21 protein-coding genes are annotated in these 22904 nt (G+C 68.4%); 14 read left to right on the top strand and 7 right to left on the bottom strand.

Annotated elements, in window-relative coordinates; all coding sequences use genetic code 11:
• The first annotated feature begins 37 nt into the window (after positions 1-37).
• Positions 38-988 (top strand): hypothetical protein, encoded by a 951-nt coding sequence (locus tag AVKW3434_RS03380; RefSeq protein WP_284404386.1) that lies wholly within the window; start codon positions 38-40, stop codon positions 986-988.
• A gap of 14 nt (positions 989-1002) precedes the next feature.
• On the opposite strand, the gene metE is transcribed toward AVKW3434_RS03380, so the two are convergent.
• Positions 1003-3396: a 5-methyltetrahydropteroyltriglutamate--homocysteine S-methyltransferase gene (gene metE / locus AVKW3434_RS03375; protein ID WP_284404384.1), complete on the bottom strand. Its 2394-nt coding sequence runs from the start codon at positions 3394-3396 to the stop codon at positions 1003-1005.
• A 108-nt stretch (positions 3397-3504) separates the two neighbouring features.
• Between metE and AVKW3434_RS03370 the strand changes: the two genes are divergently transcribed.
• Positions 3505-4431: a LysR family transcriptional regulator gene (locus AVKW3434_RS03370; RefSeq protein ID WP_284404382.1), complete on the top strand. Its 927-nt coding sequence runs from the start codon at positions 3505-3507 to the stop codon at positions 4429-4431.
• Here the strand turns inward: AVKW3434_RS03370 and AVKW3434_RS03365 are convergent.
• Positions 4418-4846 (bottom strand): nuclear transport factor 2 family protein, encoded by a 429-nt coding sequence (locus AVKW3434_RS03365; protein ID WP_284404380.1) that lies wholly within the window; start codon positions 4844-4846, stop codon positions 4418-4420. The two genes, AVKW3434_RS03370 and AVKW3434_RS03365, sit on opposite strands and share 14 nt — an antisense overlap.
• A gap of 98 nt (positions 4847-4944) precedes the next feature.
• Between AVKW3434_RS03365 and AVKW3434_RS03360 the strand changes: the two genes are divergently transcribed.
• From AVKW3434_RS03360 to AVKW3434_RS03330, 7 genes are all read left to right on the top strand, one after another.
• A complete protein-coding gene (locus AVKW3434_RS03360) occupies positions 4945-5832 on the top strand; it encodes a LysR family transcriptional regulator (protein WP_284404378.1) in 888 nt (295 codons plus the stop codon).
• A 90-nt stretch (positions 5833-5922) separates the two neighbouring features.
• On the top strand, positions 5923-7212 hold the full coding sequence (locus AVKW3434_RS03355) for a M20/M25/M40 family metallo-hydrolase (protein WP_284404376.1): 1290 nt from the start codon (positions 5923-5925) through the stop codon (positions 7210-7212).
• A 114-nt stretch (positions 7213-7326) separates the two neighbouring features.
• On the top strand, positions 7327-8640 hold the full coding sequence (locus AVKW3434_RS03350) for a type II toxin-antitoxin system HipA family toxin (RefSeq protein ID WP_284404375.1): 1314 nt from the start codon (positions 7327-7329) through the stop codon (positions 8638-8640).
• A 31-nt stretch (positions 8641-8671) separates the two neighbouring features.
• Positions 8672-8995 (top strand): helix-turn-helix domain-containing protein, encoded by a 324-nt coding sequence (locus tag AVKW3434_RS03345; RefSeq protein ID WP_284404372.1) that lies wholly within the window; start codon positions 8672-8674, stop codon positions 8993-8995.
• Between the two features lie 162 nt (positions 8996-9157).
• A complete protein-coding gene (locus tag AVKW3434_RS03340) occupies positions 9158-9718 on the top strand; it encodes a sugar O-acetyltransferase (RefSeq protein ID WP_284404370.1) in 561 nt (186 codons plus the stop codon).
• Positions 9719-9795: 77 nt separating this feature from the next.
• Entirely contained in the window at positions 9796-10257 is a 462-nt protein-coding gene (locus AVKW3434_RS03335) for an Rrf2 family transcriptional regulator (protein WP_284404368.1), read from the top strand.
• Positions 10247-11167, top strand: a complete 921-nt coding sequence (locus AVKW3434_RS03330) for an NAD(P)/FAD-dependent oxidoreductase (protein WP_284404366.1) — start codon at positions 10247-10249, stop codon at positions 11165-11167. Before AVKW3434_RS03335 ends, AVKW3434_RS03330 begins: the two co-directional genes overlap by 11 nt.
• Before the next feature lie 133 nt (positions 11168-11300).
• Here the strand turns inward: AVKW3434_RS03330 and AVKW3434_RS03325 are convergent, their stop codons facing one another.
• A complete protein-coding gene (locus AVKW3434_RS03325; protein WP_284404364.1) occupies positions 11301-11453 on the bottom strand; it encodes a hypothetical protein in 153 nt (50 codons plus the stop codon).
• Positions 11454-11687: 234 nt separating this feature from the next.
• Positions 11688-13523 carry an ABC transporter ATP-binding protein gene (locus tag AVKW3434_RS03320; RefSeq protein WP_284404362.1) on the bottom strand — a complete coding sequence of 612 codons (1836 nt, stop codon included), beginning with the start codon at positions 13521-13523 and terminating at the stop codon, positions 11688-11690.
• Positions 13524-13765: 242 nt separating this feature from the next.
• Here AVKW3434_RS03320 and AVKW3434_RS03315 point away from each other — a divergent pair, with 242 nt between their 5' ends.
• A complete protein-coding gene (locus AVKW3434_RS03315) occupies positions 13766-15031 on the top strand; it encodes an SLC13 family permease (RefSeq protein WP_284404360.1) in 1266 nt (421 codons plus the stop codon).
• 45 nt (positions 15032-15076) lie between these two features.
• Here AVKW3434_RS03315 and AVKW3434_RS03310 read toward each other — a convergent pair whose 3' ends face one another.
• A complete protein-coding gene (locus tag AVKW3434_RS03310; protein ID WP_284404359.1) occupies positions 15077-15748 on the bottom strand; it encodes a hypothetical protein in 672 nt (223 codons plus the stop codon).
• 177 nt (positions 15749-15925) lie between these two features.
• Here AVKW3434_RS03310 and AVKW3434_RS03305 point away from each other — a divergent pair, with 177 nt between their 5' ends.
• From AVKW3434_RS03305 to AVKW3434_RS03295, 3 genes are all read left to right on the top strand, one after another.
• Positions 15926-16225 (top strand): iron uptake protein, encoded by a 300-nt coding sequence (locus AVKW3434_RS03305; protein ID WP_272569545.1) that lies wholly within the window; start codon positions 15926-15928, stop codon positions 16223-16225.
• Between the two features lie 87 nt (positions 16226-16312).
• A complete protein-coding gene (locus tag AVKW3434_RS03300; RefSeq protein WP_284404357.1) occupies positions 16313-17995 on the top strand; it encodes a PepSY-associated TM helix domain-containing protein in 1683 nt (560 codons plus the stop codon).
• A complete protein-coding gene (locus tag AVKW3434_RS03295; protein ID WP_284404355.1) occupies positions 17988-18332 on the top strand; it encodes a DUF3325 domain-containing protein in 345 nt (114 codons plus the stop codon). Before AVKW3434_RS03300 ends, AVKW3434_RS03295 begins: the two co-directional genes overlap by 8 nt.
• 218 nt (positions 18333-18550) lie before the next feature.
• Here the strand turns inward: AVKW3434_RS03295 and AVKW3434_RS03290 are convergent, their stop codons facing one another.
• Positions 18551-18949 carry a VOC family protein gene (locus tag AVKW3434_RS03290; RefSeq protein WP_284404353.1) on the bottom strand — a complete coding sequence of 133 codons (399 nt, stop codon included), beginning with the start codon at positions 18947-18949 and terminating at the stop codon, positions 18551-18553.
• Positions 18950-19009: 60 nt separating this feature from the next.
• On the bottom strand, positions 19010-19480 hold the full coding sequence (locus AVKW3434_RS03285; protein WP_284404351.1) for a CopD family protein: 471 nt from the start codon (positions 19478-19480) through the stop codon (positions 19010-19012).
• 239 nt (positions 19481-19719) lie between these two features.
• Between AVKW3434_RS03285 and AVKW3434_RS03280 the strand changes: the two genes are divergently transcribed.
• Complete coding sequence (locus AVKW3434_RS03280) at positions 19720-22872, top strand: bifunctional diguanylate cyclase/phosphodiesterase (protein WP_284404349.1); 3153 nt, start codon at positions 19720-19722, stop codon at positions 22870-22872.
• The last annotated feature ends 32 nt before the right edge of the window (positions 22873-22904 follow it).

Below are 22904 nucleotides of genomic sequence, written 5' to 3'. Positions count from 1 at the left end.
ACACTTCGATCACCATCGATCCACGCCCAGGCTTGCCATGACTACTTCTGTGAATAACCTTTCCTCCAATAAGCTGGGAGGGCTTCCCGGCCTGAAGGATTCAGGTTCCATCAAGGAGCCGACCCTTCAGAGGTCGGAATCGCGCAAAAGCCTGGGTGGCCCCGACGGCCTGCAGGCCAATAGCCAATCGAAAGGGGAGCTTGGAGGCAGCTTGGCACCGCGCTCCAACATCAATTTGCTGCGAAAGAACTCGCTGATTCAGAGCCAGAAGCGAGAACTGAGTGCCGAAGCGGTACGCGACAGCCTGATCAAATCGCGCGATGGTAAAAATTCCGATGACGGTAAAGCCTCCCTGCTGAATGACATTCACAGCAGCCCGCTTTTCCAGAAAATGCAGAAGACCAATAGCGGTAATGAAGACGCGATCATCACGATGACGCCTCCTTCCAAGGAGCAGGTACCTGCCGAAGCGACCGAGGTGCCTGTCAGCGGCCCGCCCACGCCACCCCCGCCACCACCGTTGCCGGTGAAGCCGAGCCACAGCAGCCCGGAAGAAATCAAGTTGGGTATGGACGCGCCCTCTCCTTCGGACACCGATTCCGACAGCGAGACTGAGCTGGACCTGGATGTCCACATCAGCACCGCGCCGAAAAATCATGACACCCATGAAGAAATCGATGTGCACATGGAAGGGCCGCCTCCTTCGGACAGCGGCTCCGACGATGAGCGCGACATCGATGTCGATGTGCACATCAATGCTGGTCCAGGAAACCAAGGTTTTCATGAAGAAATCCAGGTTGACGAAAAGACGCAGCGGCTGATACGGATGCAAGAACAGCAGGAGGCCAACGCGAACGCGCTGACTGAGTTGAATGTCAGGATTCAGGAACAAGCGGCTATTCGCGACGTGATTGCCAAAATGGCTGAGGCTAATCGCAAGACCGTCGAAGCTGCGGCCAAAGCGATGGTCGACGCAGCACCCAAATAAGCCATCAAAAGTTCTCAGGCGCTGGCTGCCACCTCTGGCTCTGCCACGTTCAAGATCGCCCACTCGCGTCGCAGCGCGCGAGTGGCGTCCACCATGTTGCGCAGCGCGGCTTCGGTTTCGGGCCAGCCGCGGGTTTTCAGGCCGCAGTCGGGGTTGACCCAGAGGTTTTCCACCGGAACGACCTGCGCGGCCTTCTCCAAAAGCCGCCGCATTTCCTGCACGCCGGGCACGCGGGGCGAGTGGATGTCGTACACGCCGGGCCCGATCTCGTTGGGGTACTGAAACGCCCCGAACCCCCGCAGCAGCTCCATGTCGGAGCGGCTGGTCTCGATGGTGATCACGTCGGCATCCATGGCCGCGATTTCGGGCAGGATGTCGTTGAACTCGCTGTAGCACATGTGGGTGTGGATCTGCGTGGTCGAACGCACGCCCGAGGCGCTGATGCGAAACGCCCGGGTCGCCCATTGCAGGTAGGTCTTCCAGTCCGCGCGGCGCAGCGGCAGGCCTTCGCGGATGGCGGGCTCGTCGATCTGGATGATGCCGATGCCGGCGCCTTCCAGGTCGGTCACCTCGTCGCGGATCGCCCAGGCGATCTGCTCGGCCGTGCGGCTGCGCGGCTGGTCGTCGCGCACGAAGGACCACTGCAGGATGGTGATGGGCCCGGTCAGCATGCCCTTCATGGGGCGCGGGGTGAGGCTTTGCGCAAAGGCGGTCCAGTCCACAGTCATCGGCCGGGGGCGGGCGACGTCGCCGAAGAGGATGGGGGGCTTCACGCAGCGCGATCCGTAGCTTTGCACCCAGCCGTTGGCGGTGAAGGCGAATCCGTCGAGCTGTTCGCCAAAATATTCGACCATGTCGTTGCGCTCGGCCTCGCCATGCACCAGCACGTCCAGGCCCAGGGCCTCCTGCGTGCGCACGGCCCGTTCGATCTCGGCCTGCATGGCGGCGCGGTAGGTGTCCGGTGCTTGCTGGCCGCGCTTGAAGGCGGCGCGGGCGGCGCGGATCTCGGCGGTCTGCGGGAACGAGCCGATGGTCGTGGTGGGCAGCAGCGGCAGTTGCAGCCGCTGGCGCTGCGCGGCCTGCCGGACAGGGAAGGGCGCGGTGCGCTGGTCGGCACCGGCCGGGGCGCCGTCCAGGCGCCGGGCCACATCGGGGCGGTGCACGCGCTGGCTGGCGCGGCGGCTGTCGATGGCGGCGCGCGCGCTGGCCAGGGCCGCCGCATCGGGCTGTCCGTTGAGGGCGCTCTGCAGGGTCTGCAGCTCGCCGAGCTTTTCCAGGGCGAAGGCCAGCCAGGATTTCACCTCGGCATCGAGCCGGTCTTCCGACGCCAGACCGAAAGGCACGTGCAGCAGGGAGCACGAAGGCGCGATCCACAGCGGCCCCTGGTGCTTGGCGGCGATGGCGGCCAGGCGCTCCAGCGCGGCGTCCAGGTCGGCCCGCCAGATGTTGCGGCCGTCCACGATGCCGACCGACAGCAGCTTGTGGCTGGGCAGCCAGTCGGTCACGGCCACCAGGTCCTCCGGCGCCCGCACGGCGTCCACGTGCAGGCCGGCCACGGGCAGCTGGCACGCGAGCCGGGTGTTTTCCTGCAGGGGCGAGAAGTAGGTGGCCAGCAGCACCTGGGCGCCGGCGCGGTTGAGCTGCCAGTACGCCGGCTCGAATGCGTGGCGCCAGGCATCGGGCAGGTCCAGGCCCAGGATGGGCTCGTCGATCTGCACCCAGGCCACGCCCTGGCGCTTGAGCCGCGCGAGGATCTGTTCGTACACGTCCAGCAGCGGCTGCAGCAGCGAGAAGCGGTCGAAGCCCTCGGCCTTTTCCTTGCCCAGGTACAGGAAGCTCAGCGGCCCGAGCAGCACCGCCTTGACAGGGTGGCCCAGGGCCTGTGCCTCGGCCACCTCGTTGAACAGGCGCTCGCTGGCCAACCGGAAGGTGGTGGCCGGCGTGAATTCCGGCACGAGGTAGTGGTAGTTGGTGTCGAACCACTTCGTCATCTCCAGCGCGAACTGGCTGGCGTGCGGCGTGGCCGGCGCGTGGCCGCAGGCGCCCCCCTGGCCCGACTCGCCCTGGCAGGGGGCCGCGGTGGCGATGGACTCGCCACGGGCCATCTTGAAGTAGCGGGCCAGCTCGGGCTGGCTGGGCAGGAAGCCGTAGCGCGCGGGCTCGGCACCCAGCAGCTGGATGTGGTTGGCCACATGGTCGTAGTAGGCGAAGTCGCCCACGGTGACGAAGGCCAGGCCCGCGTCGCGCTGGGCCTGCCAATGGCGGGCGCGCAGATCGGCGCCCACGGCCTCCAGCGCCTCGGACGTCAGGTCGCCGCGCCAGTGCTTTTCGAGGGCGACCTTGAGTTCCCGGTGCGCGCCCATGCGCGGAAAACCGAGGGTGTGGGTGGAGATGGGTGATTGGGCCATGGTCGAAATTCCTTTGAATGGGTGGTGCGCTGAGGCAGGCCGCCATGGTCCGGTGATTGCCTTTATTATTCAAACGAAAGTTTTGTGCCTTCATCTTGAGAATATCTAATGAACCAGTCGATTCTGGAAATCCGTCACCTGCGCACCCTGGCCGCCCTGCGCGACAGCGGCAGCCTGGTGCGCGCCGCGCAACTGCTCAATCTCACCCAGTCGGCCCTGTCGCACCAGATCAAGCTGCTGGAAGACCGCTACAACGCGCCCCTGTTCGAGCGCAAGTCCGTGCCGCCCCAGTTCAGCGCCACCGGCACGCGGCTGCTGGCGCTGGCCGACGCCTTGCTGCCCCAGGTGGAGGCGGCCGAGCGCGACGTGGCGCGGCTGTCGATGGCGTCCGCCGGGCAACTGCGCATCGCCGTGGAATGCCACACCTGCTTCGACTGGCTGATGCCCGCGATGGACGCCTTCCGCAGCCGCTGGCCCGAGGTGGAGATGGACATCGTGAGCGGCTTTCACGCCGACCCGGTGGGCTTGCTGCACCAGGACCGGGCCGACCTGGCCATCGTGTCGGAGGTGGACGGCGACGAGGCGGGCGTCGACCACCACCCGCTGTTCGGATTCGAGATCCGCGCGCTGCTGGCCAACGGACACCCGCTGGCCGACAAGCCGTGGCTGGCCGCGCAGGACTTCGCCGACCAGACCCTCATCGCCTACCCGGTGCCTGACGAGATGCTGGACATCGTGCGCCAGGTGCTGGAGCCCGCCGGCATCCGCCCACCCCGGCGCACCACGGAACTCACCGTCGCCATGCTGCAGCTCGTGGCGAGCGGTCGCGGCGTGGCGGCCTTGCCGCTCTGGGCGGTGCAAAGCTATCTGGACCGCGGCTACGTCACCGCCCGGCCCGTGGGCGAGCAGGGCCTGATGGGCGAGCTGCACGCGGCCTGCCTGCCGCAGTTGTCGGGCCGGCACTACCTGCAGGACTTCGTGGGCGTGATCCGCGAGACGAGCTTCGTTGCGCTCAAGGCCGTCACGCTGCTGTAGTCGTCGGCGGTGCCGGTGCGTATTTGTCGCCGACCTGTTCGCGCAGGGGATGCGTGTCGTAGACGATCTGCATGGCCCGGATGCGTGGGCTGCCTGGGTCAAAGGTGAAGACATCGACGCAGGTGAAGGTCACCTCGCGGCCGTCGCTCAAAGTCCAGTCGTAGCGGAAGTAGGCCGCGATGCGCACGGCGCCGCCGTCCTGCGGTGCCACCGAGGCAAAGAGGTCCAGCACGGTGATCACGCTGCCATTCGAGGCCTGCGCGAGCCGGTGGAAAAAGTCGCGGGCGCCCAGGGTGCCGAGAAAAGGCGAGTGCACGAGCCCGTCGTCTTCGAAGCAGGCGATCAGGCCCTCTGTATCGCTGGCGTGGAGGTGGCCCAGGTAGGCCTTGACGGTGTCGAGCGGGTGCGTGGTCATGCGGTGTCCTTGGTGGGTCGCTGGGGAGATCGCGCTAGCTTGGCGGCGCCGGCGCTGCCCGGCAAGCCACAATCGGTGCCAATACATAAAGGGTGCTTATGTATCTGCGCCATCTGCAATACCTTCGGTCGGTCGTCGAGCACGGCTCTTTTGCCCAGGCCGCACAGGCCTGTGGCGTCTCCCAGCCTGCCATCAGCCAGGGCATGAAGGCGCTGCAGGCGCACTTTTCCGCCCCTTTGCTGGTCCGTGCGGGGCGTCGCTATGTGCCGACCGAACTGGCGCGATCGGTGGCGGCGCAATCGTCGTCGCTGGGGCAGGGCATGGGGACGCTGGGGTCGGAGCCGCTGCCTGCGCCCGACCGGAATGTGCTACGCATCGGGCTGACGCCATCCGCCGCGCTGGTCTGGGGCCCCGTGCTCTATGCGCGCTGGTGCCTTCCTGATCCCCGGCGCTGCCTCGACATGGCGACGGCGGACGAGGGCGCGCTGCTCGCCGGGCTGCTGCAAGGGCAGTTCGATGCGGTCATCGCGCCCAAGCCGCGCCAATTTGCCCACCCGGACCTGTCCGAGCGCCTGCTTTACGAGCTGCAGCCGCAGGTCTATGCCCGCCGCGGCCATCCTCTGGCACGGGCCCGAACGTTGGCAGAGCTGCAGGGTGCCGCGTGGGCCTGCGTCGGGCCCAGCGTCAAAGGTCCCGTCGATGTGCTCACCGAGGCGCACCGCGTGCGCCGCATGCCTGTGCCCAAGATCGCGGTGCGCTGTCCCGATTTCGCCAGCATGCTCCATCTGGTGGGGCAATCCGATCTGTTGGCCGTCGTGCCCCATCCGGCACTGCTTGGCGCCGCGACGCCGGTGGTCAGGGCGCTTCAACTCGCCGAGGCCTTGCCGCTGTATGGCATGTGGCTGTTCGAACTGCGTACCCGGCCATCGCGCATCGATCCGCAGTGGGTCGCCACCGATCCCTCCCTATCGCAGTCCCGCGGTTGAATGGGATATTGCAAGAAATCAGAGGGCGTGAAGTTTCCGTTGCAGCGGCCCATAATGGCTTTTCTCCCATTCATGCCCACTGGTGCCACCATGCATTCCTCGCAGACCCCTCCATTGTTCGTGCGCCCATTGATCGCACTCCTGTCCCTGGCTTTCGCCGGCACCCTGGCGCAGGCCGCACCAGTGGCCGATGTGCACGCCCTGGCGCAGAAAGAGCAGCAGCCGCTGCTCGACACGCTGCGCGACCTGGTGCACATCGAATCGGGCAGCAAGGACATCGAGGGCCTGAACCAGATCGCCGCGTTGATCGCCGGGCAACTCAAGGCACAGGGCGGCACCGTCGAGATCCTGCAGCCCACCGACATCTATCGTCTGGACGACACGCCCGAGAAGGTGGGCCCGGCGGTGCATGCCGAGTTCAAGGGCTCCGGCACGAAGAAGATCCTCTTCATCGCGCACATGGACACGGTGTATCTCAAGGGCATGCTCAAGGACCAGCCCTTTCGCATCGATGGCGGCAAGGCCTACGGCTTGGGCATCGCGGACGACAAGCAGGGCGTGGCCACCATCCTGCACACCGTGGGCCTGCTGCAAAAGCTCGGCTTCAAGGAGTACGGCACGCTCACCGTGCTGATCAACGGCGATGAGGAAATCAGCTCGCCCGGTGCGCGCAGCACCATCACCCGCGTCGCGGCCGACCAGGATGCGGTGTTTTCCTTCGAGGGCGGCGGCACGGACGGCAGCCTGCGCCTGGCCACCAGCGGTATCGGCGCGGCCTACCTGACGGTGCAGGGCCGGGCCTCGCACGCCGGTGCCTCGCCCGAAAAGGGCGTGAATGCGCTCTACGAGCTGTCGCACCAACTGCTGCAGCTCAAGGACCTGTCCAAGCCCGAGCAGGGCCTCAAACTGAACTGGACGGTGGCCCAGGCTGGTACCAACCGCAACGTGATTCCCGCCGAGGCCACGGCCCAGGCCGATGCCCGCGCCCTGCGCGTGTCGGATTTCGACGGGCTGGAAAAAGAACTGCAAGCCAAGGTGCAGATCAAGTTGCAGCCCGAATCCAAGGTGTCGGTGAAGTTCGAGGTTCGCCGCCCGCCGCTGGAGGCCAACGACGCTTCGCGCCGCGTGGCCGGCCACGGCAAGGCCATCTACCAGGAACTGGGCCTGCCCCTGAACGTGCTGGACAAGGCCACCGGCGGCGGCACCGACGCGGCGTTCGCCGCGCTGAAGACCCGCGGTGCCGTGGTGGAGGGCATGGGCCTGTCGGGCTACGGGGCGCATTCCAACAACGCCGAATACGTCCAGATCGACACCATCGTGCCCCGGCTGTACCTGGCCACGCGCATGGTGATGGATATTTCGCGCGGCGTGCTCAAGTAAGCCGATGGCGTCGCGGGGCAAGGAAGGTTCCGCTCCGCAATTCACTGTTTTTTGGTAGAAAACTATCCATATTGCATGGCTAAATAGTAGCAATATTGATATATTTCTGTGCATATGCAGCCGCAATGCACGCTCCAGATCCACGCCCAGGGCCGGTGGCACGACGCCGCCAGCGTCCTGTTGCTGGGTGATTCCGCCCAGGGCTGGCGCACGCCCAGCTACACCGGGTATGCGGTGGGATGGGCTGTCGAGCATGGGGGCCGGCGCGATGCCTGGGCGCTGGCCAGCGGCTTCGCCACCGGGCTGGAGCCGCTGGAGCTGCGCCAGTGGCCCGGCTTTCTGGCGGACCTGCTGCCCCAGGGCCATGGCCGCGAAGAACTGCTGCGCCAGCTGGGTCTGCCCGAGGCGTCGGAAGCCGTGGCCGACTGGCCGCTGCTGCTGGCCGGGGCCGGCAACCCCATCGGCCACCTGCGCGTGAAAGAGGCGGCCGACTGGCTGCAGGCGCGCACCGGACCGCGCCGCGGCTTCACCGATGCCGAGGTGGCCGAGCGGTCGTCCGACTTCATGGACTACCTGGGCCGCCACGGGCTTTTCGTGGCCGGGTCGTCGGGCGTGCAGGGCGAATGGCCCAAGGTGCTGCTCACGCGCTCGGCCAGCGATGGCCTGCTGCACCTGGACCACTCGCTGCCCGATGGCGAGGCGGCGGCGCATTTCATCGTCAAGTTCGGCCGCGGCACGAACGAGCGTCTCGCGGCCATCCTGCGGCACGAGGCGCCCTACATGGACATCGCCCGGCACCTGGGGCTGCGAGTCCACGCGCCGCTGGTGCTGCGCGACCGGGCGCTTTTCATTCCGCGCTTCGACCGCATCGCCGGCGACGCGGCGCGTGGCTCGGGGCAGGGCGGCGGCGTGGTTCGGCTGGCGCAGGAAAGCATCGCCACGCTCACCGGCCGGGCGGGCTTCGGCGCCGTGCCCTCGCACGAGGAAGTGTGCCGCCAGCTGGCCCGCGTGTGCACCGATCCCGCTGCCGAAGTGGCGGAGTACCTGCGCCGCGACGTGGCCAACCTGGCGCTGGGCAACAAGGACAACCACGCGCGCAACACGGCCGTGCAGCGCGGTTTCGACGGGCACATCGCCCTCACGCCGGTGTTCGACTTCGCGCCCATGTACCTGCACCCCGATGGCATCGCGCGGCGCATCCGCTGGGCGGTGGGGGACGACGGTGCGCCGGACTGGCGCCGGGTGCTGGACACCGTCGCCGCCGAATGCGGACTGCCGCGCGCCCCGCTGGCCCAGGCCTTGCAAGACCTGGCCGGCTCCCTGGAAGCAGTGGCGCGTGACGGCGGTGGCTTCGGCCTGGAGCCGGAGGTGCACCGCTTTCTGCAGCCCGCCATCGCGGCCCAGGTGCAGGCGCTGCAGGCCCTGTGACCTGAACACTTGAAAAGCGGGCCCCTTTCGCATGGACAAGCGCTACACCCCCCTTCCACTGGCACAGCAACTGCTGCTGCGCCGCCAGGCCGTGCAGGACCTGCTGGACCACCCGCAATGGACCCTGCGCGAGTCCATCCGCCACCTGCGCAGCACCTTGCGGCTGACCTCGGCCGAACTGGCGCGCCTGGCGGGCATCTCGCACCGCGCGCTGCAGGACATCGAGCAGGGCCGCAGCCCGGGCACGGTGCAGACGATGAACCGCATCCTGGGCGTGCTCGGCCTGCGGCTGGGGGTGGTGCGGGCACCGGTGGAGCCCGTGGCGCCGGACGGCGGCGGTGGCCCCGTTGCCTGACGGGCCACAACGCGCGGCACACAACGCGCAGCATTCTGTTTGCTATTGATTTAATAGCGATATGCCCTAGTGTTGATTGTGCTGGAGGCCATTTTGGTTTGAACCCCTTCACGGGGTCACCCGGGCGACCGCCCGCGCCCGCGGCGCGTTCACAATGGCCCGATGACCTCACAGAAAGAACACATGCTGGCCGGCCGGCCCTACCACGCCGGCGATCCCGAACTGCAGGCCGATCTGGCCGCCAACAAGCGCTGGCTCGTGCGCTACAACGCGGCGCTGGCCGCGGACCCCGCCGATCGGCGCGCGCTGCTGGCCGAGCAGCTGGGCTCGGTGGGCGAAGGCGCCGTGGTGCGCCCGCCGTTCCACTGCGACTACGGCTTCAACATCCACCTGGGCACGGGCGTGTTCCTCAACTTCAACTGCGTGATCCTGGACGTGGTCGAAGTGCGCATCGGCGACGGCACGCAGATCGGGCCCGGCGTGCAACTGCTCGCGGCGGACCACCCGCGGTCGCCGCAGGAGCGGGCCCAGGGCCTGGAGTTCGGCCGCCCGGTGACCATCGGCCGCAACGTGTGGATCGGTGCCGGCGCCCTGGTGATGCCCGGCGTGACGGTGGGCGACGACGCCATCATCGGCGCGGGCAGCGTCGTCACGCGCGATGTGCCTGCCGGCGCCACCGTGGTGGGCAACCCGGCCAGGGTGCTGCCGCCGCGCCAGGGCTGAAACACCGGCGCGGGGAGACGCCCGCCTCGCATGCCCCTTCGCTTGCCAGATCTTTTTCATGCAACTAATAATGTTGCATGAAACAAGACAGCAAGCTATCCGGCGTTCTCCACGTGCTGCTGCACATGGCCGAGAACGAGACCCCGTCCACCTCCGAATCGCTGGCCCAGGCCATGCACACGCATCCCGTCGTCGTGCGGCGGGTGATGGCGGGCCTGCGCGAGGCGGGCTTCGTCGCCTCGGCCAAGGGCCATGGCGGCGGGTGGGTGCTGTCGTGCCCGCTGGAGGAGGTGAGCCTGGCCGACATCCACCGCGCCGTGGGCGAGCCGCCGTTCCTGGCGGTCGGCCACCGCACGGAGCGCCCGGAATGCCTGGTGGAGCAGGCGGTGAACGCCGCGCTCGACGGCACTTATCGAGAGGCCGAGGCGCTGCTGCTGGCGCGCCTGGAGCAGATCACCCTGGCCGATCTGTCGCGCGATTTCCACCGCCGCTTCGCCCAGAGCGGCCTGTCGATGAAGGAGGTGTCCCATGCGGTTTGATGCCTTGGTCATCGGCGGCAGTTTTGCCGGCCTGTCCGCCGCCATGCAGATCGCTCGCGCCCGGCGCAGCGTGTGCGTGGTGGACGCGGGCGCGCCGCGCAACCGCTTCGCGAAGGCGTCGCACGGGTTCTTCGGCCAGGACGGCGAGCGGCCGCAGGACATGATCGCGCTGGCGCGCCGCCAGCTCCTGGCCTATCCGTCCGTCACGTTCAAGGCGGGAACGGCCACGCAGGCGCGCGCCACTGGCCCGGTGTTCGAAGGCGATGACGGTGGATTCGCCGTGACGCTGGATTCGGGCGAGTTGCTGGCCGCCCGCAAGCTGCTGCTGGCCACCGGCGTGCGGGACGAACTGCCGGCCGTCGATGGCCTGCGCGAGCGCTGGGGCGCCACCGTGCTGCATTGCCCGTATTGCCACGGCTACGAGGTCGGTGGCCGACCGCTGGGCACGCTGTACGCAGCGCCCGCTTCGGTGCACCACGCGCTGCTCGTGGCCGACTGGGGCCCGATGACGCTGTTCCTGAATGGCCATGAGGCCCCCGATGCCGAATCGCTGGCGCAACTGTCTGCCCGCGGCATCGCCCTCGAGCCGGCGCGCATCGCGGGCCTGGAAGGGGTCGCGCCCGCCTTGTCCGCCGTGCGCCTGGAGGACGGCCGCCGCGTGCCGATCGAGGCCCTGTTCGTGCCGCCGCGCACGCACATGGCCAGCCCGCTGGCCGAGCAGTTGGGCTGCGCCTTCGACGAGGGGCCGGCCGGCCTGGTGATCCGCACCGATGCCACGCAGCAGACCACGGTGCCCGGTGTGTTCGCCGCGGGAGACGCGGCCATGCCGGGCCACAACGCGACGCTGGCATCCGCCAACGGGCTGATGGCGGGCGTGTGGCTGCACAAGGCGCTGGTGTTCGGGACGTGATGCCCGGGCGCTGGAAGACAGTCCGAAGGCGCAGGAGGGAAGAAGGGAGGAAGGGGAGTGCGGCGGCGCTGTGGCGGCCGCCTCGCCATGGGCTGCAAAGCCCCGCTGCCGCAGCGCGGGGCCGTCGCGCCGCTCAGAGAATGATCTTGAGCAGGACGAAAACGACGACGCCGCCGCCCACGCACATGAGCACGCGCTTGCCCTGCGGCATGGGGTTCTTCTTGAGCGAAAAATAGGTGCCGACGCCTGCGCCGATCGAGATGCCGAGAATGGATGCAACGGACATGGGATTCCCTCTGAAGAGTGGTGAATGGGTAGGAAGGGGAGGGAAGGTGCGGCCTGCGGCGTCAACCGCATTGCGCTGGGAAAGGCGCGAGTCTAAAGAGCACGGCGCCGCCGGCCTGTAACCTCCGGTAATGCGCTCGGACATGGTTGCCAGATTGCTATATGAATGATAGCTATCTGCCAGCTTGGAATCTGCGCCGGGGCCCTGCCGAAGCCAGGGCCTGGCGCGGCGCGTTCAGTCCTCTTCCGACTCGCCCAGGAACCCGCCGCTCTGATGGCCCCAAAGCCGGGCATACACACCGCCCTGTGCCAGCAGCTGCGCGTGCGTGCCTTCTTCGATGACCTGCCCGGCATCCAGCACGATGAGGCGGTCCATCGCGGCGATGGTGGACAGGCGGTGGGCGATGGCGATCACCGTCTTGCCTTGCATCAGCCCGTCCAGGCTCTGCTGGATGGCGGCCTCGACCTCGGAGTCCAGCGCGCTGGTGGCCTCGTCCAGCAGCAGGATGGGCGCGTCCTTGAGCATCACCCGCGCGATGGCCACGCGCTGGCGCTGGCCGCCCGAGAGCTTCACGCCGCGCTCGCCCACGTGGGCGTCGTAGCCGCGACGGCCCTGCAGGTCGGTCAGCGTGTCGATGAAGTCCGCGGCCTGCGCCCGAAGGGCCGCCGCATGCAGGTCCTGCTCGCTGGCGTCGGGACGGCCATAGAGGATGTTGTCGCGCATCGAGCGGTGCAGCAGGGAGGTGTCCTGCGTGACCATGCCGATCGCCTGGCGCAGGCTGTCCTGCGTCACGTGGGCGATGTCCTGGCCGTCGATCAACACGCGGCCGGACTGCACGTCGTGAAAGCGCAGCAGCAGGTTCACCAGCGTCGATTTGCCGGCGCCCGAGCGGCCGATCAGGCCGATCTTCTCGCCCGGCCGGATGGTGAGGTTCAAGCGGTCGATGACCGGCTTGCCGCCCTGGTAGGCGAAGGTCACGTTGTCGAACCGCACCTCGCCGCGCGGCACGGCCAGGGGGCGCGCATCGGGGGCGTCCACCACCGTGCGTGGCCGGGTGAGGGTGTTGATGCCATCCTGGATGGTGCCCACGCTCTCGAACAGCGTGGTCATCTCCCACATCACCCAGTGAGCGTGGCCCGACACGCGCAGCGCCATCGCGGTGACGGCCGCCACCGCGCCCGCGCCCACCTGGCCCAGGGACCACAGCCACAGTGCCGTGCCGCAGGCGCCCATCATCATGGCCACCACCAGGATGTGGTTCACGATCTCGAACCGGCTCACCAGGCGCATCTGCGCGTAGCCCGTGTGCTTGAACGCATCCATGGCCGCGCGGGCGAACTCGGCCTCGCGCCGGGTGTGCGAGAACAGCTTGACGGTGGCGATGTTGGTGTAGGCGTCGGTGATGCGCCCGGTCATCACCGACCGCGCATCGGCCTGCGCCTTGCCCACCTGGCCCAGGCGCGGCACGAAGTACCAGCACGCCAGGCCGTAGCAGACGATCCACACCAGAAAGGGCACCAGCAGCCGCAGGTCGAAGCCGGCGGCCAGCAGCAGGATGGTGAACAGGTACACCCCCATGCCGATCACCACGTCGGTGGTGGTGAAGATCATGTCGCGCACCGCCAGGGCCGTCTGCATGATCTTGGTGGTGATGCGGCCAGCGAACTCGTCGGCGTAGAAGGCCATGCTCTGGCCCAGCATCAGCCGGTGGAAGTTCCAGCGCAGGCGCAGCGGGAAATTGATGGCCAGCGTCTGGTGCTTGACGCTGGTCTGCACCGCCACCAGCACGATGCTGCCCAGCAGCATGCCGATCACCAGCGCCAGCGTGCCCCGGCGCTCGGCCCACAGTGCCGCGGGGCTGACCTGGGTGAGCCAGTCCACCACATGGCCGAGCACGGCGAACAACAGGGCCTCGTACACCGCGATGGCGGCCGACAGGCCCGCCATCATCACCACGTAGCGGCGCAGCCCGCGTGTGCCGGACCACACGAAAGCCATGAAATCCTTGGGGGGCAGGGTGGGTTCGTTGCCGGGGTAGGGGGGCAGTCGCTTTTCGAAAAACTCAAACACAGGCTCAACTCCTTGGGCCGCCATCGTAAGGGGCCGCGGCCCGCCGTGTGCCCGCGGGGTCTTGGCGCTGCCGTTTCGCCATCCCGATCCTTCGATCGTGTCCGACGTGTCGCGCTTCGGGCCGCTGCATAGAATCCACCCGCAGGGCGGCCCGGGCGAACGGCAGGCGCGCCGCCCGTGTCCCTGGCACGCTTTTTTGCCTTCTTTCCTGCCGTCGATCAATCTTTTGGAAAAAGGCTTTCATGCTTGCACCGCAGCAGTGGATTTGGGGCGTGGTCGCCGTGGCGACCAGTGCGGTCATCCTTCGCCCCTGGCGCCTGCCCGAAGCGGTCTGGGCCGTGGCGGGTGCCCTGGCGCTGGTGGGTTTCGGGCTGCTGCCGGCCAGCCAGGCCTGGAAGGGCGTGCTGAGCGGCGAAGACGTGTACCTGTTCCTGGCCGGGATGATGCTGCTGTCCGAGATGGCGCGCCGCGAAGGCGTGTTCGACTGGCTGGCGGCGCTGGCGGCCCGCCGTGCCGGCGGCTCGGGCAGCCGGCTTTTCACCTGGGTCTATCTGGTAGGCACGCTGGTCACGGTGTTCCTGTCCAACGACGCCACCGCGGTGGTGCTGACCCCCGCGGTGTTCGCCGTGGCCCGCGCGGTGGGCGCTTCTCCGCTGCCCTACCTGTTCATCTGCGCCTTCGTCGCCAATGCGGCGAGCTTCGTGCTGCCCATCTCCAACCCGGCCAATCTGGTGCTCTGGGGCGGGCACATGCCGCCGCTGCCGCAGTGGCTGGCGCTGTTCGCGCTGCCTTCGCTGGCGTCCATCGCCGCGACCTTTCTGGCGCTGCGGTTCGCGCTGCGCCACCGCATCGACGCCACCATCCGCACCGAAGTGCCTCCCAGTCCCTTGAGCCGGGGCGGCGCCCTGGCGGCCGCCGGTCTGGCCGTGTCGGTGGTGGTGCTGGTGGCCTGCGCGTGGCTGCGGGTGCCGCTGGGCTGGCCCACGCTGGGGGCGGCCCTGGTGACCTTGGCGCTGCTGCGCATCGGGTGCGGCAGCGCTGTCTGGCCCACGGTGCGCTCGGTGTCCTGGAGCGTGCTGCCGCTGGTGGCGGGGCTGTTCGTGTTCGTGCAGGCCCTGGAGTACACCGGCGTGGTGGGGCTGTTGGCCGATGCCTTGCGCAAGGCGGCCACGGCTTGGCCGGGCGGCGCGGACGTGGGGGTGGGCGCCTTGCTGGGCATCGCCGCCAATCTGGTCAACAACCTGCCCGCCGGCCTGCTGGCGGGGGCGGCGCTGGATGCCGCGAACGCCTCGCCGTCGATGCGGGCCGCGGCGCTGATGGGCATCGACATCGGGCCCAACCTGTCGATCACGGGTTCGCTGGCCACGCTGCTGTGGCTGGCCGCATTGCGGCGCGAAGGCCAATCGGTGAGCGGCTGGCAGTTTCTGCGGCTGGGCGCCTGGGTGATGCCCCTGGGGCTGGGCGCGGCGCTGTTCACCCTGTGGATCACGCAGGTCGCGCTGCGCTGATCGATTGGCTGTGTCAACGCGGCCCTTCGGCCGATGCCCGAAGGCCTATCGGTACACCACGGTGATGCGCGGCACGGCCTTGACACCGGGCTGGCGCGAGAGGAAATCCGACAGGAACGCGATCAGGCTCTTTTCGCACAGCGCCATCACGGCCGGGTCCGATGCCATGGCCGCGCCTTGCTTGGCCGCGCGCTGCGACGCCTCCTGCGTGAGGCGGATGACCGCGCCCTTGTTGTCGGTCAGCAGGCCGCCCGACAGCACGCGGTGGCGCAGCTGGCTGATGGCCGGGGTCGCCACCAGCGTCGGCTTGGCCAGGTGGATCTCGATGCCGGCCGGGGTGCTGCGCAGCTCGTAGCTCTGGGGCCGCAGGTCGTAGCCGAACGAGTATTCGGCCGAGTACCAGATCGCCACCACGCCCGTGGAGGCCAGGCCCAGCACGGACTTTTCGACGATCTGGGTGGTGCCTTCCTCGCGCACCACGGTGGCCGCCATGAGCTTCATCTGCTCCGACAGCGATTGCTTGCCCACCGTGAGGTAGTCGGTGTAGCGCGTGTAGCCCAGCAGTTGCTCGGTCTTCTGGCTCACCTCCTGCTGCAACTGCGCGACCTGGGCGCGTGCGGCGCGCATGCGGCCCTGCGCCACCCACCAGGCCGTGGCGGCGATGGCGGCCAGCATGGCCAGCAGCAGGGTCAGGAGGGTGAGGCGGGCACGTGACATAAGCAAGGAAGAGGCGAAGAAGGTGCGAAGAAGGCCGGGCAGGGCAAGGCGCAGAGCATAGCCGGCTGGCGCGACAGTCCGGTCCGGCAGGGTGGGCCCATGCCTCGCATGGGTTTTCGGGGAAAACATCCGCAGGCATAATTGAGAACTAATCGCATTTTGAAATCAAGGCAAACGATGGCTGGCAGCACTGCAGCGTCCCGCCTGCATGTGGTCTCGCGCATCGCGGCCGGCATGCTGGGCGGCTACGCGTTCACCTGGGGGTTCATCGCGCTGTGCGTGGGCCTGGCATTCGCGGCAGGCATGCCCTTCCACGATGCCGAGGCCATGGGCTACATCGTGGGCTTCATCGTGTTTCTGGTGGCCTTCCTGTGGGCCTTTTCGGATTCCCGGCTCGGCCGCGTCTGGCTGGTGCTGGCGGGGGGCGGCGCCCTGATGGCCGGCACCGCGTCGCTGGTGCAGATGGCCCTGATCTGACCGGCCCCTGTGCCGGCGGTTTTCGTGTCCGTCCCGTTGCCGTGTCGGTCCTGTCTGTGCTGTCTTTAGCGGAAAGGCATTCGTCCCGTGTTCCAGAATTTTCGGCTCACCATGGCCTGGCTGCACACCTGGTTCGGCCTGGTGCTGGGCTTCGTGCTCATGGTCGTTTTCTTCTTCGGCTCGCTGTCGGTGTTCGACCGCGAGATCGACCGCTGGGCCATTCCTGAAACCCGGTTCGCCCCGCAGCCCATGCCGTCGTTCGACCGCGTGCTGCAGCCGGCCTTCCGAACCATGACGCGGCCCGATGCCGCCAACCTCGAGGCGGCGCGCAGCCGGGTGAACGGCCCGCTGGCCGACACCTTCCCCGTCGTGAACAGCTGGGGCGCCTACACCACCCACCGCGATCCGGTGCTCGGCATGTTCGCCAGCTTTGCCCTGCCCAACGCCAAGGACGCGGACGACCAGGTCTGGGGCACGCGCACCATCGACCCGCGCAACGGCCAGCCGCTGCCGGACGACCACCTCAAGATCGGCAGCCGGTTCTTCTACCCGCTGCACTACAGCCTGCACCTGGAATGGAAGAGCCTGGGCTACTGGATCGTGGGCTTCGCCGCGCTGATGATGCTGGTGGCGCTGGTCAGCGGCGTGGTCATGCACCGCAAGATCTTCCGCGAGATGTTCACCTTCCGGCCGCGCAAGCACACCCAGCGCAGCGCCCTCGATCTGCACAACCTGACCGGCGTGGTGGCGCTGCCGTTCCATTTCATCTTCGCGCTTTCGGGCCTGGTGATCTTCGGCGGCATCTACTTTCCCGTCACCGAAACCCAGTTGCATCCGCTGCACGAACTGCATGAGCAGCACGAGGCGCTGGAGACCGGCCTGCCGGCCAAGCGCGCAGGCACGCCCGGCACCCTCGCCTCGGTGGACGCCATGGTGGCCGAGGCCCAGCGCCGCTGGGCCGCCAAGGGCATGGCGGGCGAGGTCGGCTACCTGAACGTGCAGCACGTGGGCGATGCCAATGCCTATGTGAGCGTGTTCCGCGCCGGCACCGACCGCGTCACGCTCACGGGCGAGGGCATCCACTTCAAGGGCGCCACCGGCGAGGTGCTGCGCGAAGACCCGCCGCCCACGGCGGTCGCGGGCATCAACAACTTCCTCACCGGCCTGCACCTGCAGCATTTCCGGCACTGGCTGCTGCGCTGGCTGTACGTGCTGGGCGGCCTGTCGGGCTGCGTGTGCATTGCCACCGGCTTCATCTTCTTCGTGGAAAAGCGCAAGCGCCAGCACGCCAGGCAAGGCCTCTCCGGCGCGCGTTGGGTGGACGCCTTCGCGGTGACCACCGTGACCGGCATGCTCATCGCCACCTTCGCCATGCTGATCGGCAACCGGGTGCTGCCGACCGATCTGCCGGGCCGGGGCACCTGGGAACAATCCGTGTTCTGGGGCGCCTGGGTGCTGGCCTTCCTGCATGGCGTGTGGCGCACGGCCCCGGTGGCGCAGGCCCGCATGGCGCCGGCCTGGAGCGAGCAGTGCTGGGCCGCTGCTGCGCTGGCGGTGGCGGCGGTGCTGCTGAACTGGGCGACGACCGGGGACCACCTGCTGCGCACCATCGCCAACGGCTACTGGCCCGTGGCCGGCATGGACTTGGCGCTGCTCGCCAGCGCGGCCCTCGCCATGGTGGCCGCGCGCAGGCTTCGCCGCCGCGCGCTGGGCGCCGCCGCGCCACAGGCCCGCGCCGCGCAGGGCGTGCCGGAGGCCACCCGTGCTTGACGCGCTGCTGTTGCTGGCTGCGCTGGCCGCCAATGGGGTCGGTCTGGGCTGGCTGGCCCTGGCCATGGAGGTGCACTGGGCACAGGCGCTGGGCGATGGCGTGCCGCAGCCCCGGCGCACCGTAGCGTGGCTGCGCTGGGCCGGTGCCGCCGCGCTGGCGGGATCGCTGGCCTTGTGTCTGAGCGTGGACCACGGTTCGATGGCGTCGCTGGTCTGGGTGATGGCGCTGGCGGGCGCGGCGCTGTGCATCGCCTTCACGCTGGCCTGGCGCCCGCGCGTGCTGGGTCTTCTGGTTCCGTGGGTGCGAGTCCGCGGGGCAGACGCCGCCAGAGGCTGACCAGGGAGGGCGCAGGCTTCCTGCCTGTTTCACGCTCGCGCGCGAACGCCTTGCAAAAAAAGAAAACCCGCCGAAGCGGGTTGGAAAAGACAGCCCAGGAGGGAGGAGGAGATCAATCAAAGCGGGCTGCCTGGGTGCCATGATTGCGGCGCCAACTTAGGCGTGGCTTAAATCCTCAGGGGCTTTTCTTTCTTTCTTTTGCCTGCCGGCATGCCACGCTATTCGGCGATTTCCCTGAACTGCACTATGTTCCCTTCCGGATCGTACCCGTCGCAGGCCCGGAAGTCGCGGGCTTCCCACTCGCGCTGCGCGGGGCTCAGCCCGCCACCCAGTGCCACTGCGGCGTCGCGGGTGGCGGCCAGGCTGTCAACGGCAAAGAACAGCTTGACGGGCACTTCGGTCCTGCGGGCCGGGGGCGTGGACGACGAGGCCGCCCCCGCAGCGGACCGTGCCGCTGCAGGCATGCTGTGCACCACCAGCTGGACATCGTCCGACTCCAGCACGATGTGGCCGGGCTGCCGCTCGACCAGCCGCATGGACAGCAGCACCTCGTAGAAACGGGCGACCTTGGGCAAGTCCCTGGCGAAAATCACGGCGCCGGATTTGGGTCGGCTCATCTCAGACTCCCTCTGTGTGGTTATGGGCAGCGGCGATTGTGCCGGGCAGAGGGTCGGCTGTCACCGCACCAGGAACACCACCGCCACCACGATCACCCCCAGCGCCAGATTGACTCCCACCCAGGTGCGGATGGCAGCCAGCGCCTTGCCGCCGGCGGCCCAATCGCTCACCGCCACGGCACGCTGCAGGCGCTTGAAAAGCGCGAACCGCACGTGGCCGAACAGGGCCATCATCACGATGCCCAGCGTGGCCATGATCGTCCACGAAAACGGCATGGAAAACCGGCCGCCCGACTGCGCCGCGGCGCGGGCGACGTTGCCGATCATCCACAGCCCGCTGGACAGCACCAGCACGACGGCCACCAGCACCGCCCCCAGAAAACGCTGCAGCACGCCGTGCATCAGCGCCACGCGCTGGGCAGGCTCCAGCGCCTGGGCCGCCGGGCGCAGGAAGAAATGGGCGAAGGCCATGCCCCCCAGCCAAACGATGATCGCCAGGACATGGACCAATTGGAGTGCGTTGTATAGCATGGGGCAACTTTCTGAGGGGTTCGGGAGCTGGGACGGGCGCCCGGGCAGGGCACCAGGGCGAGAGGATAGGGCGCCAACACCGGTGCGCGCACGGCATGGCTATGGAAAATGGCCAAGCCATTGTTACAAAAAAGAACATTGAGGCTATTGACGCCAAAACCGACGTCGATTGTGGCTATCCTCGTGGGTTATCGTGGACGGATTCCCCGCGCCGCGCCCGGGATTTCCTCCATCTGCCCATGACGCTTCCAAAAGCACTGCGATTGCAACGCTGGCCCTGGCTGCCAGGGGTGCTCTGCGCGCTGCTCGGCATGGCTGTCAGTTGGGCACTGTGGCAGCAGCAGAGCGATTCGGTGGCGCGCATCGCACGCGAGCGGTTCACCCAGGAGGCGCGGTCGTTCACCACGGCGCTGGAGGCCCGCATCGCCTCGCATACCGAACTGGTGGTCGGCCTGCGCAGTTTGTTCCTGGTCAACCCACGGCTGGGGCGCGCCGATTTCGAACATGCGGCGCGTGAGTTGCGCCTTGCCCAGCATTACCCCGGCGTGAAGAACGTGGCCTTCACCCGCTTTGTGCCGCATGCCGACAAGGAGGCCTACGAGGCCCGGGTGCGGGCCGATGACCTGGCGCGAACGGGCGCGCCGTCCACGTTCGCCATCCGCCCGCCCGGCGACCGGCCCGAATACCAAGTCGCCGACTACATCTGGCCGATCGTGGGCAACGAGTACGTCGTGGGCCTGGATGTCGGCTCGCTGCCGGCCACCATGGCGTCCATCCGCTACAGCCGCGACACCGGGCAGGTCGTGGCCTCGGAACCGTTCGACCTGCTGCAGGAGCGCGACAACCGCGCCGGCTTCGTGATCCGGCTGCCCGTGTTCGACGACGGCGCGGGCGGCGTGCGCCGCTACATCGGCTCGGTGGCCGCCACCATCCGCTTCTACGACATGGTGAAGGCCCTGCAGTCCGAGGGCCAACTGCGGGGCGTGGGCATGTCGGTGCGGGACATCGGCTCCGTGAGCGATGGCTCCGCGTCTTCCGAGCGGACGCTGCTGGCGTTGGAAAGCGGCGTGCGTCCCGCCATGGAGCGCTACGAACGCGAGCTGCGCGTGCACGACCGGCGCTGGCGGCTCACCTTCCAGCCCCTGCAGCCCTTCCTGTCGCGCTCGGAGGCGCAGTTGCCGGCGATGATGGGCGGCGGCGGCCTGCTGGTGACGGCCCTGCTGTCCGCGCTCATCACGCTGCTGGTGCGCCGTCGCACCCAGGCCGTGAGTTTTGCCACCGCCGCCGGCTCGGCCCTGCGCGAGAGCGAAGAGCGCTTTCGCGCGCTGTTCAACCAGGCCGCCGTGGGCGTGGCGCAGGTCGAGGCCACCAGCCGCCGCTTCGTGCGGGCCAACAGCAAGTTCTGCGACATCCTGGGCTACACCGAGGCCGAGCTGTCGGCCAAGACGGTGGGCGACATCACGCACCCCGACGATCTGGTCGCCAGCGAGTCGCTGATGCAGCAGATCGCCGCGGGGCTGATCGAGGAGTTCCGCTACGAAAAGCGCTACTTCCACAAGGACGGGCGCGTCATCTGGGCCGACCTCACGGTGTCGCCCATGCGCATGCCTGGCAACCCCGCCAACCATTCCATCGCCGTGGTGCAGGACATCACCGAGCGCAAGCAGATGGAAGAGAGCCAGCGCGACAGCGAGCTGCGCCTGCGCGGCATCCTGTACCGCCTGCCCGTGGGCGTGTGCCTGGTGCGCAAGGACGGCGGGGTGAGCTTTCGCAACGAGCGCTTCGTGCAGATCTGCGGCTACACCGCCGAGGACGCCCCCACGGTGGACGACTGGTGGCGCCTGGCGTTTCCCGATGCGGCGCAGCGCGAGCAGGCCATCGCCGACTGGCTGGCCGTTTGCGCAGAGCCGCCCGGCAAGGAGGCCGTCGCGCCTCGCGAGCACGCCATCACCTGCAAGGGCGGGCAACTGCGCACGGTGGACCTGGCCGGCGTGGCGCTGGGCGACGACCGCCTCATCACCGTGGTGGACATGAGCCAGCACAAGGCGGCCGAGGAAGAGATCCGCTACCTCGCCTACTACGACCCGCTCACCCAGCTGCCCAATCGCCGGCTGCTGCTCGACCGGCTGCAGCAGGCCCTGGCCGCCAGCACCCGCAGCCAGCGCTGCGGCGCGGTGCTGATGCTCGACCTGGACAACTTCAAGACCCTGAACGAGACCCAGGGCCATGAGCGCGGCGACATGCTGCTGCGCCAGGTGGCGCTGCGGCTGCGCGACTGCGTGCGGGCCGAAGACACCGTGGCGCGCCATGGCGGCGACGAGTTCGTGGTGGTGCTGGAAGACCTGGGTGACAGCCCCGAAGACGCTGCCGCGCGGGCGGAAGAGATGGGCCAGAAGATCCTTGCGGCCCTGCGCCGGCCGTTCGTGCTGGAGGGCGAGGCCCACCACAGCACGCTCAGCATGGGCGTGACCATCTTCCAGGGTGTGCGCGAGACGGTGGACGAACTGCTGCAGCGCGCCGACCTGGCCATGTACCAGGCCAAGGCCGGCGGGCGCAACAGCCTGCAGTTCTACGACCCGCGGATGCAGGCGTTGGTGGCGGCCCGCGCGGCACTCGAATCGGACCTGCGCGAGGGCATCGCGCTCCAGCAGTTCGAGCTGTTCTACCAGCCACAGATGGACAACGGGCGCATCACCGGCGCCGAGGCGCTGCTGCGCTGGCGCCACCCGGTGCGCGGCTTCGTCTCCCCGGCCGATTTCATTCCCCTGACCGAAGAGACCGGACTCATCCTGCCGCTGGGCGAATGGGTGCTGCAGGCGGCGTGCGCTCAGCTGGCGCGGTGGGCGCAGCGGCCGGCGCTTTCGCACCTGGGCCTGTCGGTGAACGTGAGCGCGCGCCAGTTCCACCAGAGCGGCTTCGTGGGCCAGGTGCTGGCGGCGCTGGCGAGCACCGGGGCGGATGGCCGCCGGCTCAAGCTGGAGATGACCGAAAGCCTGCTGCTGCAGGACGTGGAGGACACCATCGACAAGATGGCCCAGCTGCGCGCCTACGGCGTGGGCTTCTCGCTCGACGATTTCGGCACGGGCTATTCCTCGCTCGCCTACCTCAAGCGCCTGCCGCTGGACGAGTTGAAGATCGACCAGAGCTTCGTGCGTGACGTGCTCACCGACCCCAACGACGCTGCCATCGCGCGCACCATCGTCGCCCTGGGCACCAGCCTGGGGCTGCGCGTGATCGCCGAGGGCGTGGAGACCGAGGCGCAGCGTACCTTCCTGGCGCGCAACCAGTGCTACGTGTGGCAGGGCTACCTGCTCAGCCCGCCGCTGCCGGCGGACGGATTCGAACGCCTGGTGATCGACCACGCCGCGGGCCAGAGCCCGCTGATCGTGTGAGGGGCCCCGGCCGCCGCCCGCCGCCCCGCAAC

This window comes from Acidovorax sp. SUPP3434, from assembly GCF_030159015.1.
Lineage (GTDB): Bacteria > Pseudomonadota > Gammaproteobacteria > Burkholderiales > Burkholderiaceae_C > Paracidovorax.
The sequence above is the reverse complement of the archived record's forward strand: the minus strand, read 5'-3'. Positions and strand labels throughout refer to the sequence as shown.

What these genes read in the sequence shown, in the direction of transcription:
- AVKW3434_RS03380 (WP_284404386.1), top strand. Translation starts at nt 38, where the DNA reads ATGACTACTTCTGTGAATAACCTTTCCTCCAATAAGCTGGGAGGGCTT.
- metE (WP_284404384.1), bottom strand. Translation starts at nt 3,396, where the DNA reads ATGGCCCAATCACCCATCTCCACCCACACCCTCGGTTTTCCGCGCATG.
- AVKW3434_RS03370 (WP_284404382.1), top strand. Translation starts at nt 3,505, where the DNA reads ATGAACCAGTCGATTCTGGAAATCCGTCACCTGCGCACCCTGGCCGCC.
- AVKW3434_RS03365 (WP_284404380.1), bottom strand. Translation starts at nt 4,846, where the DNA reads ATGACCACGCACCCGCTCGACACCGTCAAGGCCTACCTGGGCCACCTC.
- AVKW3434_RS03360 (WP_284404378.1), top strand. Translation starts at nt 4,945, where the DNA reads ATGTATCTGCGCCATCTGCAATACCTTCGGTCGGTCGTCGAGCACGGC.
- AVKW3434_RS03355 (WP_284404376.1), top strand. Translation starts at nt 5,923, where the DNA reads ATGCATTCCTCGCAGACCCCTCCATTGTTCGTGCGCCCATTGATCGCA.
- AVKW3434_RS03350 (WP_284404375.1), top strand. Translation starts at nt 7,327, where the DNA reads ATGCAGCCGCAATGCACGCTCCAGATCCACGCCCAGGGCCGGTGGCAC.
- AVKW3434_RS03345 (WP_284404372.1), top strand. Translation starts at nt 8,672, where the DNA reads ATGGACAAGCGCTACACCCCCCTTCCACTGGCACAGCAACTGCTGCTG.
- AVKW3434_RS03340 (WP_284404370.1), top strand. Translation starts at nt 9,158, where the DNA reads ATGACCTCACAGAAAGAACACATGCTGGCCGGCCGGCCCTACCACGCC.
- AVKW3434_RS03335 (WP_284404368.1), top strand. Translation starts at nt 9,796, where the DNA reads ATGAAACAAGACAGCAAGCTATCCGGCGTTCTCCACGTGCTGCTGCAC.
- AVKW3434_RS03330 (WP_284404366.1), top strand. Translation starts at nt 10,247, where the DNA reads ATGCGGTTTGATGCCTTGGTCATCGGCGGCAGTTTTGCCGGCCTGTCC.
- AVKW3434_RS03325 (WP_284404364.1), bottom strand. Translation starts at nt 11,453, where the DNA reads ATGTCCGTTGCATCCATTCTCGGCATCTCGATCGGCGCAGGCGTCGGC.
- AVKW3434_RS03315 (WP_284404360.1), top strand. Translation starts at nt 13,766, where the DNA reads ATGCTTGCACCGCAGCAGTGGATTTGGGGCGTGGTCGCCGTGGCGACC.
- AVKW3434_RS03310 (WP_284404359.1), bottom strand. Translation starts at nt 15,748, where the DNA reads ATGTCACGTGCCCGCCTCACCCTCCTGACCCTGCTGCTGGCCATGCTG.
- AVKW3434_RS03305 (WP_272569545.1), top strand. Translation starts at nt 15,926, where the DNA reads ATGGCTGGCAGCACTGCAGCGTCCCGCCTGCATGTGGTCTCGCGCATC.
- AVKW3434_RS03290 (WP_284404353.1), bottom strand. Translation starts at nt 18,949, where the DNA reads ATGAGCCGACCCAAATCCGGCGCCGTGATTTTCGCCAGGGACTTGCCC.
- AVKW3434_RS03285 (WP_284404351.1), bottom strand. Translation starts at nt 19,480, where the DNA reads ATGCTATACAACGCACTCCAATTGGTCCATGTCCTGGCGATCATCGTT.
- AVKW3434_RS03280 (WP_284404349.1), top strand. Translation starts at nt 19,720, where the DNA reads ATGACGCTTCCAAAAGCACTGCGATTGCAACGCTGGCCCTGGCTGCCA.